The sequence below is a fragment of the Nonomuraea sp. MTCD27 genome, assembly GCF_041950495.1.
Classification (GTDB): Bacteria; Actinomycetota; Actinomycetes; order Streptosporangiales; family Streptosporangiaceae; genus Nonomuraea.
In genome coordinates this window covers 549,107-562,943 of the sequence record NZ_JBGNUW010000002.1, presented here as the reverse complement: position 1 = coordinate 562,943, position 13,837 = coordinate 549,107, and the positions used below count along the sequence as shown (strand labels likewise).

The 13,837-nt window shown below is 70.3% G+C and carries 10 protein-coding genes and 1 pseudogene; 4 read left to right on the top strand and 7 right to left on the bottom strand.

The window, feature by feature from the left end:
* Positions 1 to 43: 43 nt before the first annotated feature.
* Positions 44 to 646, bottom strand: coding sequence for a dephospho-CoA kinase (coaE, locus tag ACBJ59_RS07110; protein WP_375109335.1), 603 nt, complete (start codon positions 644 to 646; stop codon positions 44 to 46).
* A gap of 62 nt (positions 647 to 708) precedes the next feature.
* On the opposite strand from coaE, the pseudogene ACBJ59_RS07105 reads away from it, so the two are divergent.
* Positions 709 to 861: pseudogene (locus tag ACBJ59_RS07105) on the top strand (Clp protease N-terminal domain-containing protein); the annotation flags it as partial.
* Between the two features lie 421 nt (positions 862 to 1,282).
* Here ACBJ59_RS07105 and ACBJ59_RS07100 read toward each other — a convergent pair.
* The 6 genes from ACBJ59_RS07100 to polA all read right to left on the bottom strand — a co-directional run bounded on the left by ACBJ59_RS07100 (position 1,283) and on the right by polA (position 10,635).
* Positions 1,283 to 1,753: a GNAT family N-acetyltransferase gene (locus tag ACBJ59_RS07100; RefSeq protein ID WP_375109530.1), complete on the bottom strand. Its 471-nt coding sequence runs from the start codon at positions 1,751 to 1,753 to the stop codon at positions 1,283 to 1,285.
* A gap of 18 nt (positions 1,754 to 1,771) precedes the next feature.
* Positions 1,772 to 3,685, bottom strand: coding sequence for an alpha/beta hydrolase (locus ACBJ59_RS07095; RefSeq protein ID WP_375109334.1), 1,914 nt, complete (start codon positions 3,683 to 3,685; stop codon positions 1,772 to 1,774).
* A 125-nt stretch (positions 3,686 to 3,810) separates the two neighbouring features.
* On the bottom strand, positions 3,811 to 4,944 hold the full coding sequence (locus tag ACBJ59_RS07090) for an epoxide hydrolase family protein (RefSeq protein WP_375109333.1): 1,134 nt from the start codon (positions 4,942 to 4,944) through the stop codon (positions 3,811 to 3,813).
* Between the two features lie 161 nt (positions 4,945 to 5,105).
* Positions 5,106 to 6,590 (bottom strand): 30S ribosomal protein S1, encoded by a 1,485-nt coding sequence (rpsA, locus tag ACBJ59_RS07085; protein WP_364118574.1) that lies wholly within the window; start codon positions 6,588 to 6,590, stop codon positions 5,106 to 5,108.
* Between the two features lie 192 nt (positions 6,591 to 6,782).
* Entirely contained in the window at positions 6,783 to 7,874 is a 1,092-nt protein-coding gene (locus tag ACBJ59_RS07080; RefSeq protein ID WP_375109332.1) for a polysaccharide deacetylase family protein, read from the bottom strand.
* 70 nt (positions 7,875 to 7,944) lie between these two features.
* Positions 7,945 to 10,635, bottom strand: a complete 2,691-nt coding sequence (polA, locus tag ACBJ59_RS07075; protein ID WP_375109331.1) for a DNA polymerase I — start codon at positions 10,633 to 10,635, stop codon at positions 7,945 to 7,947.
* 131 nt (positions 10,636 to 10,766) lie between these two features.
* Here polA and ACBJ59_RS07070 point away from each other — a divergent pair, with 131 nt between their 5' ends.
* The 3 genes from ACBJ59_RS07070 (at position 10,767) to ACBJ59_RS07060 (ending at position 13,826) form a co-directional block, all read left to right on the top strand.
* The gene (locus ACBJ59_RS07070; protein WP_375109529.1) at positions 10,767 to 11,111 is read left to right on the top strand and encodes a PaaI family thioesterase; all 345 of its coding nucleotides are present in this window, start codon (positions 10,767 to 10,769) and stop codon (positions 11,109 to 11,111) included.
* A 556-nt stretch (positions 11,112 to 11,667) separates the two neighbouring features.
* A complete protein-coding gene (locus ACBJ59_RS07065; protein WP_375109330.1) occupies positions 11,668 to 12,828 on the top strand; it encodes a branched-chain amino acid ABC transporter permease in 1,161 nt (386 codons plus the stop codon).
* A gap of 11 nt (positions 12,829 to 12,839) precedes the next feature.
* The gene (locus tag ACBJ59_RS07060; protein WP_375109329.1) at positions 12,840 to 13,826 is read left to right on the top strand and encodes a branched-chain amino acid ABC transporter permease; all 987 of its coding nucleotides are present in this window, start codon (positions 12,840 to 12,842) and stop codon (positions 13,824 to 13,826) included.
* Positions 13,827 to 13,837: the final 11 nt, after the last annotated feature.

Below are 13,837 nucleotides of genomic sequence, written 5' to 3'. Positions count from 1 at the left end.
TGTCGGGCGATCTTTCCGATCGTCATGGAAGGGGGTCATGCCGTCAACCGCGGGCGGCGCGCCTCAGCAACTCGTCCCAGACCTCCGCCACCCGGGCGTCCAGCTCGTCCAGCGAGCCCTCGTTGGGGATCACGATGTCGGCGGCGGCCAGCCGGTCCTCGCGGCTCGCCTGGGCGGCGATGCGGGCCTTGGCGTCGGCCTCGGGCATGCCCCGGTGCTCGGCCAGCCGGCTGATGCGCACCTCGTCGGCCGTGTCCACGACGATGACCACGTCGTACATCGGGGCCAGTTTGTTCTCCACCAGCAGCGGCACGTCGTACACCATGATCGTGTCGTCGGCCGCCTGCCGCTGCAGCTGCGCCACCCGCTCCCCCACGAGCGGATGGACGATCGCGTTGAGCGCCGCCAGCTTCTCGGAGTCGGCGAAGACCAGCGAGCCGAGCTTCTCCCGGTTGAGCGAGCCGTCGGGGCGGAGCACGTCGTCGCCGAACGTGGCCACCACCCGGGCCAGGCCGGGCGTGCCGGGCTCGACCACCTCGCGGGCGATCTTGTCGGCGTCGATCACCATCGCGCCCCTGGCCGACAGCCGCTTGGACACCTCACTCTTGCCCGAGCCGATCCCGCCCGTGAGCCCAATCTTCAACACGCGGAAAGCCTATCCACCATCGGGCCGCGCGGGTTCATCATCTTGGGCTCATCATCGTAGGCATGGTCTCTAGCATCTTCCGGGCCGCGCACGAGCAGGCGGCGGCCGCCGGGGACGACTGGGTGGGGCCGCCGCACGTGGTGCTCGCCCTGCTGGCCGGCGACTCCCTCGCCGCGCGGGTGCTGGCGCAGGCCGGGCTCGACCGCGAGCGCGCGGCGGAGCGCCTGCCCCACCACGCCGGGCCGCCGCACCGGGCCGGCGGCTTCGCCAACCCGAGCTTCCACGAGCTGCACGGCATCGCGACCGGCCTGGCCCTGGCCGCCGGGCTGCGCACCCCGACACCGGAGCTGTGGCTGGCCGCCCTGGCCCACCACACCGAGGCGGACCGGGGGCCGACGCCGCTGCACCTGTTCGGGGTGGACCCGAGCGAGGTGCTGGCGGCGCTGCGCGGGCACGGTGTCCCGGTGCCGCCGATCGAGGCGCCCCAGCACGTGCCGTGGCGGGGCCGGCACCAGGTCGTGGTGCCCGCCTCCGCCCTGCGGGCCGCGCTCGACCGGCTGAACGCCGCGCATCCGCCGGGCTCGGAGTGGCGGTGGGGGTGGAACTGGGTGGACGACGACATGGGCCGCGCCGTGATCATCGCGGAGGACGGGATCGATCTGGCGTCCTTCGCAGGTAGACCATCGTCAAATGATCGTCCATCCGCTCGCGGCTCGTCTCCCGGTAGCCCAGACGGCGGTAGAGCCGCAGGTTCCCCTCCGACAGGTGACCGGTGAACAGGTCGAACGCCGTCGCCTCCGGCACCTGCTCGTGCAGGGCGCGCAGCAGGGCCGTGCCCACCCCCTGCCCCTGCCGGTCGGGCGCGACGACGAGGCGGCCCACCAGGCAGGTGGTGCCGGACAGCCGGCCGCGCACCGCGCCGACGATCCGGCCGGCGTCGATCGCCTTGAGCACGAGCGCGCCCTCGACGACCTTGCGGACCTGCTCCAGCGACTCGACGAGCGGCGGGATGTAGGGGTCGCCGTAGAGCTGGGCCTCGCTGACGTACGCCGCCCGCTGCAGGGTCAGGATCTCGCCGGCATCCGACGGCACCGCCCGTTCGATCAGCACGGGCAGCACCCTATCTCAGGACCCCACGCCCGCCGTGAGCTCGCCGGGACACACGGTGCGCGGCCTGGGCAGCACGCCGTTGACGAGGTAGCCGTGCACGCGGGTGCGCAGGCAGGTGGCGCGCAGCTTGCTCACGCCCTGCAGCAGGTACGCGCCGTGCCCGTCGCCGTGCCAGAGCACCGCCGCCCCGGGGATCCGCGCGGCCACGCGGGCGGCGCCTGAAGCGGGGTTGTCGGTGTCCAGCCGGCCGATGGCGACCAGCACGGACGCTCCCTTGCCCACGCGGGCCGGGCGGTACGGCCGGGGCGGCCAGCTCGGGCGGCCGCGCAGCCCCACGCAGCGGGCCACCTCGTACCGGCCGGTCAGCCAGCCCACGCGCGGCGCCAGCTCGCGCAGCCGCGACTCCATCGCCAGGAACCGCCGGTAGCCGGGGGCGGCGGGCATGAAGTCGTGGCACGCCATCGACCGCGCCACCGTGCCGGGCCCCACCGGCTGCGCCACGGCCGCCATCCGCGCCAGCGCGCTCGCGTCGCCCTCCTCGGCCGCCGACATGGCACTGGCCAGCTCCGGCCAGCGCTGCGGGGCGAGCCCGGCCAGCACGGCGGCCGTGATCAGCCGGGCGTCCAGCGAGCGCCCGGGGCCGGCGGGCAGGGGCGCACGCTCCAGCAGGTCGTCCAGCACCGACACGGCGTCGTCGTCATCGAGGGGGCAGCCCATGCGGGTCGCGCACCAGTCGCGGAAGGCGGTGAGCTGCCGCTCGGCCGCGCGGGCGCGGGCGATCAGCCGCCGTCCCAGGCCGGGCTCGGTGTGGTCGGGCACGCCTTCCAGGTACATCCGCTCGACGCGGCGTGGGAACAGCTCCAGGTACGCCTGCCCGTACACCGCCCCGTAGGCGTTGCCGAAGTAGCGCAGCCGCGACTGGCCGAGCGCGGCGCGCAGGGCGTCGAGGTCGTGGGCCACCTGCCAGGAGGTGAGGCCCGCGTACGCGGGGCCGGCGGCGATGCGGCAGCTGCGGTCGTAGGCGGCGTTGTCGCGGGCGTAGGCGCGCCAGGCGGCCGGGCCGGGGGTGATCTGGAGCCGCCGGGGGTCGGGGGGCGGGACGGAGCAGCGCACCATGGAGGTGCTCCCCCGGTCGCCGATGCCGCGCGGCTCGACCAGCACCACGTCGAACCACCTGGCCAGCTCGCTCACGGTGTCGGGCCGGGCGCGCACGGCCTGGACGGCGGACTCGTCGCCGGTGTTCACGACCAGCGCGCCGAGGTTGCGGGCGGGGTCCTGGGCGGGCAGCCAGGCCAGGTCGATCTCGGTACGGGGGCCGCGCGGCCTGGCCCAGTCGACGGGCACGGACAGCTTGCCGCACCGCAGCCCGTCGCCGCAGTCCCACCACGCCACCTGCCGCCGCGCCTTCCCGGCGACCCCTGCCCCGGCCGCCCCGGCACCGCCCGCCAGCCGCCCGGACCCACTGGACACCTCCGAGCCGGGACCGCCAGGTGCGGATCGGCCGTAACCACCGGACAGCAGCGGGTCGGACCCGCCGGTCCCCACCGGGCCGAGCCCACCGGGCTCCGTCCACCCGGACCCCGTCCCACCGGAACCACCGGACACCGTCCCGCCGGGGCCACCGGGCGCCGTCCCGCCGGGGCCACCGGGCACCAAGGAACCGCGGCCCCCGGGCGCCGTACCACCGGGACCACCGGACACCAAGGAGCCGGGGCCTCCGGACTCCGTGTCGCGCCTGGCCACTCCCGGAGCGGCCACCGCCGCGCCGGAGGCGACCGCGTGCGGCGACAGTGCGGCCCAGGCGGCGCTCGTGGCGGCGCTCGTGGCGGCGTTCACCGCTCGCGGGGTGGCGGCGGCGTAGGTGGCGGGTGGGGGTGGGACGGTGGTGGCGGTCACGGCGGCCGTCAGCGCGGCCGTGCCCTGGATCATCCGCTGAACCATGCCCACTGCAACCCCTGACAAGTCGCGACGACCAACAGCACAGGCAGTGTCTCAGCGCCCAACCCCGCAGGTCAGAGCCTTGCAAAAGCTCCTGCGTAAAATCTGTGACCCGCTCAGCGAAGTATCCGGAAAAAGGCCCGTATACCCTCCACCAGCGGACCGGGCGCCGCCATGGCCACCATGTGGCTGGGACTGTCCGCCTCTCCCCAATAGACAAGGTCGTTCCCGCGCTCGGCGATCCGCCGCATCACGGCCGGCCCGCCGTGGGTCACCCCGGTCGGCACCACGCTCTGGTCGATGGGCAGGCCCGCCGCCCCTTCGTAGTACGGCCACGACGACGACGCCCCGGTCCCCGTCAGCCAGTAGAGGCCGGCGTTGGTGAGCACCAGGTCCCGGTCCACGGGCTCGTCCCCCGACCCCCACCCGTCGAACTCCTTGAACCTCTCCACGAGGTAGGACAGCTGCGCCACCGGCGAGTCCACGAACCCATGCCCCAGCGTCTGCGGCCGGGCGGCCAGGTAGGCCCCGTACCCGCTGCCGCCGGCCATCCGCTCCGCCATCAGCCCCAGCTGGGCCAGCTCCTCCTCCGTGGCCCCGTCCAGCTCCCCCGGCGCCCCCATCGGGATGCCGAGCCCGGCCGTGATGACGGCGCCGGCGACGTGCTCGGGGTCCAGGGCGGCGAGCTGGGGGGTGACCATGGCCCCGGCGTCGTTGCCGTGCGCGCCGTACCGGTCGTACCCGAGCCCGGCCATCAGCTCCGCCCACGTACGCGCCACCCGCTCGATGCTCCACGGCCGCTCGTCGGCGGGTTCGGGGAACGGCGAGAAGGCGAACCCGGGCAGCGAGGGGGCCACGACGTGGAAGGCGACGTCGGGGTCGAGCCCGTGGCGGCGCGGGTCGGTGAGCGGCCCGATGACGTCGAGGAACTCGGCGACGGTGTTCGGCCAGCTGTGCGTCATGATCAGGGGCAGCGCGCCGGGCTCGGGCGAGCGTACGTGCAGGAAGTGGATCGTCTGCCCGTCGATGCGCGTGGTGAACTGCGGGAACGCGTTGAGCCTGGCCTCCTGGGCCCGCCAGTCGAACCCGTCGGCCCAGTAGCCGGCGAGCTCGCGCAGGTAGGCCACGGGCACGCCCCGGCTCCACCCGCCGGGCAGCTGCGCGGCCCACCTGGTGCGCCGCAGCCGGTCCCTCAGGTCGTCGAGGTCGGCCTGGGGGATGTCGATGTGAAAAGGCTTGATCTCTTCCATGCCGCGAATTTAGGCGGCATTGCGGCAAGGATCGTTCCGCATTGGCCGGCCGCCACGATCAAGTGTGGCCAGGATGCCGAAAAGGCCCCGCACGGTCACCCGTGCGGGGCCTTTCGAAGCCTCAGGCCACCCGGAGGGGCCCTAGGCGGTCAGAGCCGAGCTCAGCTCTGCCCACCCGCCAGCTTCTCGCGCAGAGCCGCGAGCGCCTCGTCCGAGGCGAGCGCACCACTGGCCGGAGCCGACGACGAGGAGCCGCCCTGCGGGGCCTGCGTCTCGCCGCTGTAGGACGAAGGAGCGGCCTCGCCGGCCTCCGCCTCGGCCTTGCGGGCCTCCTCGATCTGCTTCTTGTGGGCCTCGAAACGAGTCTGGGCCTCGGCGTACTGCCGCTCCCACTCCTCACGCTGCCTGTCGAAGCCCTCGAGCCACTCCCCGGTCTCCGGGTCGAAGCCCTCGGGGTAGATGTAGTTGCCCTGGTCGTCGTAGGTCGCCGCCATGCCGTAGAGGGTCGGGTCGAACTCGACCTCGGTCCCGACGCCCTCGTTGGCCTGCTTCAGCGAGAGGCTGATGCGGCGACGGTCGAGGTCGATGTCGATGATCTTCACGAAGATCTCGTCGCCGACCTGGACGACCTGCTCCGGGATCTCCACGTGGCGCTCTGCCAGCTCGGAGATGTGGACCAGGCCCTCGATGCCCTCCTCGACCCGGACGAACGCGCCGAACGGCACCAGCTTGGTGACGCGACCCGGCACGACCTGGCCGATCTGGTGGGTGCGGGCGAACTGCTGCCACGGGTCTTCCTGAGTGGCCTTGAGCGACAGGGAGACGCGCTCGCGCTCCATGTCGACGTCGAGGACCTCGACCGTGACCTCCTGGCCGACCTCGACCACCTCGGACGGGTGATCGATGTGCTTCCAGGACAGCTCGGACACGTGGACCAGGCCGTCGACGCCGCCGAGATCCACGAACGCACCGAAGTTGACGATCGAGGAGACGACGCCCTTGCGGACCTGCCCCTTCTGGAGGGTGTTGAGGAACGTCTGGCGAACCTCGGACTGGGTCTGCTCGAGCCAGGCACGGCGCGACAGGACCACGTTGTTGCGGTTCTTGTCGAGCTCAATGATCTTGGCCTCGAGCTCGCGGCCGACGTACGGCTGCAGGTCGCGGACACGGCGCATCTCGACCAGGGACGCGGGCAGGAAGCCTCGCAGGCCGATGTCGAGGATGAGCCCACCCTTGACGACCTCGATGACGGTGCCGGTGACGATGCCGTCCTCGTCCTTGATCTTCTCGATCGTGCCCCAGGCGCGCTCGTATTGAGCCCGCTTCTTGGACAGGATCAGGCGGCCCTCTTTGTCCTCCTTCTGGAGGACCAGGGCTTCGACGTGCTCTCCGACTTCCACGACGTCAGCGGGATCGACATCGTGCTTGATCGAAAGCTCACGCGAGGGAATGACACCCTCGGTCTTGTAGCCGATATCGAGAAGAACCTCGTCTCGATCGACCTTGACGACGGTGCCCTCGACGATGTCGCCGTCGTTGAAGTACTTGATGGTCTCGTCGATCGCCGCGAGGAAGGCTTCCTCGGACCCGATGTCGTTGACCGCTACCTGCGGGGTGCTCGAGGTGGCCTCAGTGCTGGACGTCATGTGTGGAATTGCTCCGAACGCGGACAGGATGTCGATGTGGCGGATGCGCGGCAGGCCCTCTTCCGCATCAAGCCGAGCAATTACGACATCGACGTGACCGAGCGCGAGCCCGCTCCGTCTGAGGCGCGCGCGAGCCCACAGCGCAGCGATCAGCATATGAGACCTTCGCCACGGGGTCAATCCGGGGAGGAGTTAATAGGCGATGACCTGGAGCCCTCGCTTGGCGACGATATTACCTCGTAGTTCCTCCGGCATGGAGATCCGCTCCGGGTCGCCGTCGCTGACGTAGCGCTCACCAGGATGCTTGTCCAGCCACTCCAGCCAGTATTGGGAGCACCACTTGCGGCACTCGCCCTTCTTGCCGTTGCTCTGGATGCGCTGGATCGCTCCCCGGTCGAACTTTTTCGCGTAGGGCGAAAGAGACGGCTCGGCTCCGGCGAGGAACACGCCGGAAAAATTATACCTTGTACCGTCCCAGGAGCCGGTCCTGGCGGCCTTCTTCGGGCGGGGCAGCGACCCGTACGGCAGGGCCATCGTCTCGGAGGGCGGCGCGCCGAGCTTCTTCAGCAGCCGCTCGGTCCGGACGATCTGCTCCCCCACCCGCTTGCGCTTGAGCATGCGCAGGTTCGGGTGGCTCCAGGTGTGGTTGGCGACCTCGTAGCCATGATCGACCAGCCACCGTACGGCGACCGCCTGGGACTCATGGTCGCGCAGCCCGAACGGCTCCCTGTTGACCCAGAACGTGGCCACCGGCCGGAAACCCGGATGCCGGGAGGCCACCTCCTGGATGACGCCCACGGCCGTGTCGGGCAGGGGGTTGCCGCTCGCGTCCAGCCCGAAGTGGCTGGGATGCCCGTCGTCGAACGTCAGCACGACCGGGAACTTCCCCGCCGGCACCCTGATCTCGCCCCTGACGAACTCCCTGGCGGTGATCGGCACGTAGCCCCGCTCGGCCAGCCTCTCCAGCTCCTTCCTGAGCTGGTCCGGCGTCCGGTCGAGGGAGGCGAGCCGCTTGCGCAGGATGCGGTGGTACATCAGCACCGGCACCAGCCCCGCCTCGTTGGCGCGCACCTGCCGGGCGAACTCGGGCGTGGCCACGACCCCGGGCGGCTGCCCGACCGGGGCCAGGGACGGCGCGGGGCTGCTCTCGACCGTGCCCGCGGCCTTCGGCACGGCATGCGGCCGGGGCGGGCCGGGTAAGAGGCTCAGGCCGATGATGGCGACCGTGATCACCACGATGTTCGCGATGCCGATGATCCGCGTGAGGGACGCTGGTATCCGCACAGAACTCCCGGCCGCTCGGTGAAACCAGGTTCACAGGCTAGTGCAGAACCCCCCGAAACGGCCTGTCGTGTCAGTGGCCCGCGTCCTCCCAGGTGCGCCCCACGCCCACGGAGACCTCCAGGGGCACCCGCAGCTGGTAGGCGGCGTTCATCTGGTCGCACACGAGCTGGGTGAGCCGCTCCAGCTCGCCCGGCGCCACCTCGAACACCAGCTCGTCGTGAACCTGCAGCAGCATCCTGGAGGTCAGCCCCTCCTCGCCGAGCGCCTGGCGGACGTTGAGCATGGCGACCTTGATGATGTCGGCGGCCGAGCCCTGGATCGGGGCGTTGAGCGCCATCCGCTCGGCCATCTCCCGCCGCTGGCGGTTGTCGCTGGTCAGGTCGGGCAGGTAGCGGCGGCGGCCCATGATCGTCTCGGTGTAGCCGTCGGTGCGGGCCTGGGAGACGATGGCGTGCAGGAAGTCGCGCACGCCGCCGAACTCCTGGAAGTATTCCTCCTTCAGCGCCCGCGCCTCGGCCACCGGGATGTTGAGCTGCCCGGCCAGGCCGAAGTCGGACAGGCCGTAGGCCAGGCCGTAGTTCATCGCCTTGATGCGGGCCCGCAGCTCGCCGTCGATCTGCTCGGGCGGCAGGTCGAACACCCGGGCGGCGGTGGCCTGGTGGAAGTCGTGGCCCGACTCGAACGCCTCGATCAGCGACTCGTCGCCCGACAGGTGGGCCATGATGCGCAGCTCGATCTGGCTGTAGTCGGCCGTCAGCAGCGTCTCGTAGCCCTCGCCGACCACGAAGCCCTGCCGGATGCGGCGGCCCTCGGCGGTGCGGATCGGGATGTTCTGCAGGTTGGGCTTCTCCGACGACAGCCGGCCCGTGGCGGCGATGATCTGGTTGAACGTGGTGTGGATCCGCCCGTCGTCGGCGATCTCCTTGATCAGTCCCTCGACGGTGGTGCGCAGCTTCTGCTGGTCGCGGTGGCGCAGCATGATCGTGGGCAGCTCGTGCTCGGTCTGGGTGGCCAGCCAGGCGAGCTGGTCGGCGTCGGTGCTCCAGCCGGTCTTGATCTTCTTCGTCTTGGGCAGGTTGAGCCGGACGAAGAGGATCTCCTGCAGCTGCTTGGGCGAACCCAGGTTGAACTGCTCGCCGACCGCGCGGTGGGCCTCCTCCACGGCGTGCTTGACCGCCGCCCCGAACTCGGCCTCCAGGCCCGCGAAGTATTCGCTGTCGACGGCGATGCCGGCCCGCTCCAGCTCGGCCAGCACCGACAGCAGCGGCAGCTCCACGTCGGCCAGGAGCTGGGTGCCGCCGCGCCCGGCCAGGAAGGTCTCCAGGGACTCGGCCAGCTCGCGCACGGCGTGGGCGCGCAGCGCGAGGTCCTTGGCCGGGGCGTCCTCGTCGTCGCCGAACAGCGCGGCCTGCCCGTTGGGCTCCTCCTCGGCGCGCAGGTCGCGGTGGAGGTAGCGCCGGGCGAGGTCTTCGAGGGCGAAGGTGCGCTGGCCCGGCATCGCCAGGTAGGCGGCCAGGGCGGTGTCGCAGCTCAGGCCGCGCAGCTCCATGCCCTGCGCCCAGAGGGCCAGGATGGGCCCCTTGGCGTCGTGGACGGCCTTGGGCCTGGTGTCGTCGCCCAGCCAGGCCCGCAGGGCCGCCTCGTCGGCCTCGGTGAGCTTGACGGGGTCGATGTGGGCGGCGGTGCCGTCGGGCGAGGCGATGGCGATGGCGTCGATGCGGCCGGTGCCGCTGCCGTAGGCGCCCTTGAAGGCGAGCCCGGCGCGGCCCTCGGGCAGCGCCGACAGCCAGCCGGCCACCCGGTCGGGGCCGAGCAGCACGGTCTCGACCTCGAAGCCCTGCTCGGGCTCCTGCTCGCCGGTGCCGAGCACCTTGAACACCCGCTCGCGCAGCTCGCCGCGGATCTGCAGGGTGTCGAACAGCTTGTTGATCTCCTCGCGCTCCCAGGTGCCCTGCTGGAGGTCGCCGAGATCGACGTCGAGGGGGACGTCGCGGAGCAGCTGGGTGAGCCGGCGGTTCATCAGCACCTGGGCGACGTGCTCGCGCAGCTTGTCGCCGACCTTCCCCTTGACCTCGTCGACCCGGTCGACGAGCGCGGTCAGCGAGCCGAACTCGCGCACCCACTTGGCCGCGGTCTTCTCCCCCACGCTGGGGATGCTGAGCAGGTTGTCGCTGGGGTCGCCGCGCAGGGCGGCGAAGTCGGGGTATTGCGCCGGGGTCAGGCCGTATTTCTCCTCGACCGCCTCGGGCGTGAACCGGGTCATGTCGCTGATGCCGCGCCGTGTCATCAGGACGGTGACGTGCTCGTTGACCAGCTGCAGCGCGTCGCGGTCGCCGGTGACGATCAGGACGTTCATCCCCTGCTCGTCGGCGCGGGTGGCCAGGGTGGCGATGAGGTCGTCGGCCTCGAAGCCCGCCTTGGACAGGCGCGGGATGCGCAGCGTGTCGAGCAGCTCGAAGATGAGCTGCATCTGACCGCGGAAGTCCTCCGGGGTCTCGCTCCTGTTGGCCTTGTAGTCGGCGTATTCCTCATGGCGGAACGTCGGCTCGGACCGGTCGAAGGCCACTGCCACGTGCGTCGGCTGCTCGTCGCGCAGGATGTTGGTCAGCATCGAGGTGAACCCGTAGACCGCCTCGGTGTGCTGACCGTCGGTGGTCATCAGGTTGGCGTCCTTGAGCGCGTAGAACGCGCGATAAGCCAGGGAATGCCCGTCAAGCAGCAGCAGGCACGGGCGGCTGGGGGTCACTTCACTCTTCGGCACGTACGCAGCCTAGTCTGCGTCAGCGACAGAAAACCTGAGCTCGGAAGAGTGGAGGCGTCCCTTTGACGCAGACCAATCCTATAGACGCGTCCCTGTTCGGCGAACTGCACAAGAACACGCTCGCCGACCGGATGGGCATCGAGTTCCTCGAGGCCGGGGCCGAAAGGGTCGTGGGCCGCATGCCGGTCGAGGGCAACACGCAGCCGTACGGGCTGCTGCACGGCGGGGCCTCGGTGGTGCTCGCCGAGACGCTGGGATCGGTGGGGGCGGCGATCCACGCCGGGCCGGACCGGATCGCCGTGGGCATCGAGATCAACGCCACCCATCACCGCTCGGCGACCTCGGGGTACGTCACGGGCGTCGCGACCAGGTCTCATGGCGGCCGCACCCTGGCGACGTACGAGATCGAGATCACCGACGAGGAGGGGCGGCGGGTGTGCACCTCGCGCCTCACCTGCATGCTGCGCGACCGCTGACCCTTCCGTCACTTTCGGGGACCCTTTGCGCAGCGCCCCCGCGGGTCGCTACGGTTGACCGAACAGAGCCCGCGGGGAGGCCCAGTAGAAAACGTGTTCGGCCCCACGTATGCGCGGTGTTCCCGCGTACGGCCGGGGAAGCCCTACATGGCCCCAAAGGCCGTCCCCGCGGGCTCGTCCAGCGTTTTCCGGAGATCGTTACCGATCCGTTCCCTCGAACGCCAGGCGTCTAGCCCGATTTAGCCCCTGACCAGGGTCGTTGTTTCCTCACATGAGTGACACGCACATGTCACTAATTGGTGACGAACGATACTGAACCGGGCGTCGCCAGAATAAGCTCCCGCCATTGCATCCCAGTTGTGCCTGCGATGCGCGCGTGTCGAGAAGGAGGGGCACAACCCCACCTTGACCTACTTGAGGAGCACCATTGCGCAGAGCCGTGATCGCGTTCACGGCCTTCCTGGGTGGACTCATCTTCCTGCTGGCAGGCCCCGCTCACGCGGGTCCCGCCGACTGCCAGGGATTGAGGGGAACACTCAAACTCCAAGGCCAGCCAGTGAACGGCGCCAAAATCGCCGTGACCACCGAGGGCGGACAACCCGTCAAGGAGGTCACAAGTAACGCACAGGGCACGTGGGACGTCCAGGTCGACAATCCAGGTAAGTTCAAGGTCACCCTGGATGTCAGCACCCTTCCGCAGAATGCCGAAGTGCGCGGCGGCAACAACGTCCGCACCCCGACCGTGTACGAGGGCAACTGCTCCACGGTCCTCTTCGCCCTGCAGCCCAAGGCAGCCCCCGGCCAGGCCCAGGAGGACACCAGCGGCCAGACCACGTTCTGGGAGCAGGCCGCCCAGCTGACCTTCGAGGGCGTCAACCTCGGTCTGATCATCGCCCTGGGCGCGCTCGGCCTGTCGCTCATCTACGGGACGACCGGCCTGACCAACTTCGCCCACGGTGAGCTGATCACGCTGGGCGCGGTGATCGCGTATGCCTTCAACGTCGGATTCGGCATCCAGCTCATCCCGGCCGCGATCATCGCCGTGATAGTGGCGGGCGCGCTGGGATACGGCCAGGACCGCCTGTTCTGGGGCCAGTTGCGCAAGCGCGGCACCGGCACGATCGCCATGATGATCATCTCGATCGGTCTGGCGATCCTCCTGCGCAACCTCATCCAGTTCTTCTTCGGCGCGCAGAACGAGAGCTTCGTCGACTACAACACCCAGGCCGGCATCACGGTCGGCCCGATCAGCGCCGCACCGAAGAACTTCTGGGCGATCGGCATCGAGCTCCTCGTCCTCGTCGTCGTGGGCATCGCCCTGATGAAGACCCGCACCGGCAAGGCGGCGCGGGCGGTGGCCGACAACCCGGCCCTGGCAGCCTCCTCCGGCATCAACGTCGACCGGGTCATCCGCATCATCTGGGCCGCGGGCTCCGCGATCGCCGCGCTGGCGGGCATCATGCTCGGCCTGTCGCAGTCGCTGAAGTTCACCATGGGCCAGGACATCCTGCTGCTCATCTTCGCGGGTGTCACCCTCGGCGGGCTCGGCACGGCCTTCGGGGCCCTGGTCGGCTCGCTCGTGGTGGGCATCTTCATCCAGGTGTCCACCCTGTGGGTGCCGCCGGAGCTGAAGTCCGTCGGGGCGCTGGCCGTGCTGATCATCGTGCTTCTCTTCCGGCCGCAGGGCATCCTGGGCCGCCGCGAGCGGATCGGGTGACGGGGGTAACCATGGACTGGCTCACGATTCTCACCACCACCGTCCACGCCGCCATCGGCTGGGAGACCGTGGTGTACGGCCTGGCCGCGATCGGCGTCAACATCCACTTCGGCTACACCGGCCTGCTCAACTTCGGCCAGGCGGCGTTCATGGCCGTGGCCGGGTACGGCCTGGCCGTCGCGGTCACCGTCCTGAACCTGCCGTTCTGGATCGGCATCCTGGTCGGCCTGGGGGCCGTGGTGGTGCTGGCGCTCCTGCTGGGCCTCCCGACGCTGCAGCTGCGCGCCGACTATCTGGCGATCGTCACCATCGCCGCGGCCGAGATCGTCCGGCTCGTCTTCCGCTCGGTGTACTTCAAGGACACCTTCGGCGGCTCGGACGGCCGGCGCGGCTTCAACGGCGACTTCTACGCGATGAACCCCTACCCGCCCGGCCACTACGGCATCGGCCCGTTCGGCTTCGACGAGCGCGTGATGTGGTTCCTCACGGTCGGCTGGGCCGTCCTGCTGCTCAGCTGCGCCGTGGTCTACCTGCTGATGAAGAGCCCGTGGGGCCGCGTGCTCAAGGCCATCCGCGAGGACGAGGACGCCGTGCGCGCCCTGGGCAAGAACGTCTTCTCCTACAAGATGCAGTCGCTGCTCCTGGGCGGCGTCATCGGCTCCTTCGGCGGCTTCTTCTACGGCCTCTACAACGGCGCCGTGCAGCCCGACGTGTTCGGCACCGAGATGACGTTCTTCGCCTACACCATCGTCATCCTCGGCGGCGCGGCCCGCGTCTTCGGGCCGGTCGTCGGCGCGATGATCTTCTGGGTGCTGTTCGTCTTCGTCGGCAACACGCTCGCGGAGCTCGTGGCCCACGGGTACATCCCCTTCATGACCAGCATCCAGGTGGGCCCGATCAGGTACGCCCTGGTTGGACTAGGCTTCATCCTGTTGCTAGTCATCCGGCCACAGGGCATCTTCGGGGACAAGAGGGAGATCGCCATCGATGCGCGATGACACGCTGACCA

Coding starts and splice junctions, on each gene's coding strand:
- ACBJ59_RS07095 (WP_375109334.1), bottom strand. CDS start 3,685: ATGATCCAGGGCACGGCCGCGCTGACGGCCGCCGTGACCGCCACCACC.
- ACBJ59_RS07060 (WP_375109329.1), top strand. CDS start 12,840: ATGGACTGGCTCACGATTCTCACCACCACCGTCCACGCCGCCATCGGC.
- ACBJ59_RS07070 (WP_375109529.1), top strand. CDS start 10,767: ATGGGCATCGAGTTCCTCGAGGCCGGGGCCGAAAGGGTCGTGGGCCGC.
- ACBJ59_RS07090 (WP_375109333.1), bottom strand. CDS start 4,944: ATGGAAGAGATCAAGCCTTTTCACATCGACATCCCCCAGGCCGACCTC.
- rpsA (WP_364118574.1), bottom strand. CDS start 6,590: ATGACGTCCAGCACTGAGGCCACCTCGAGCACCCCGCAGGTAGCGGTC.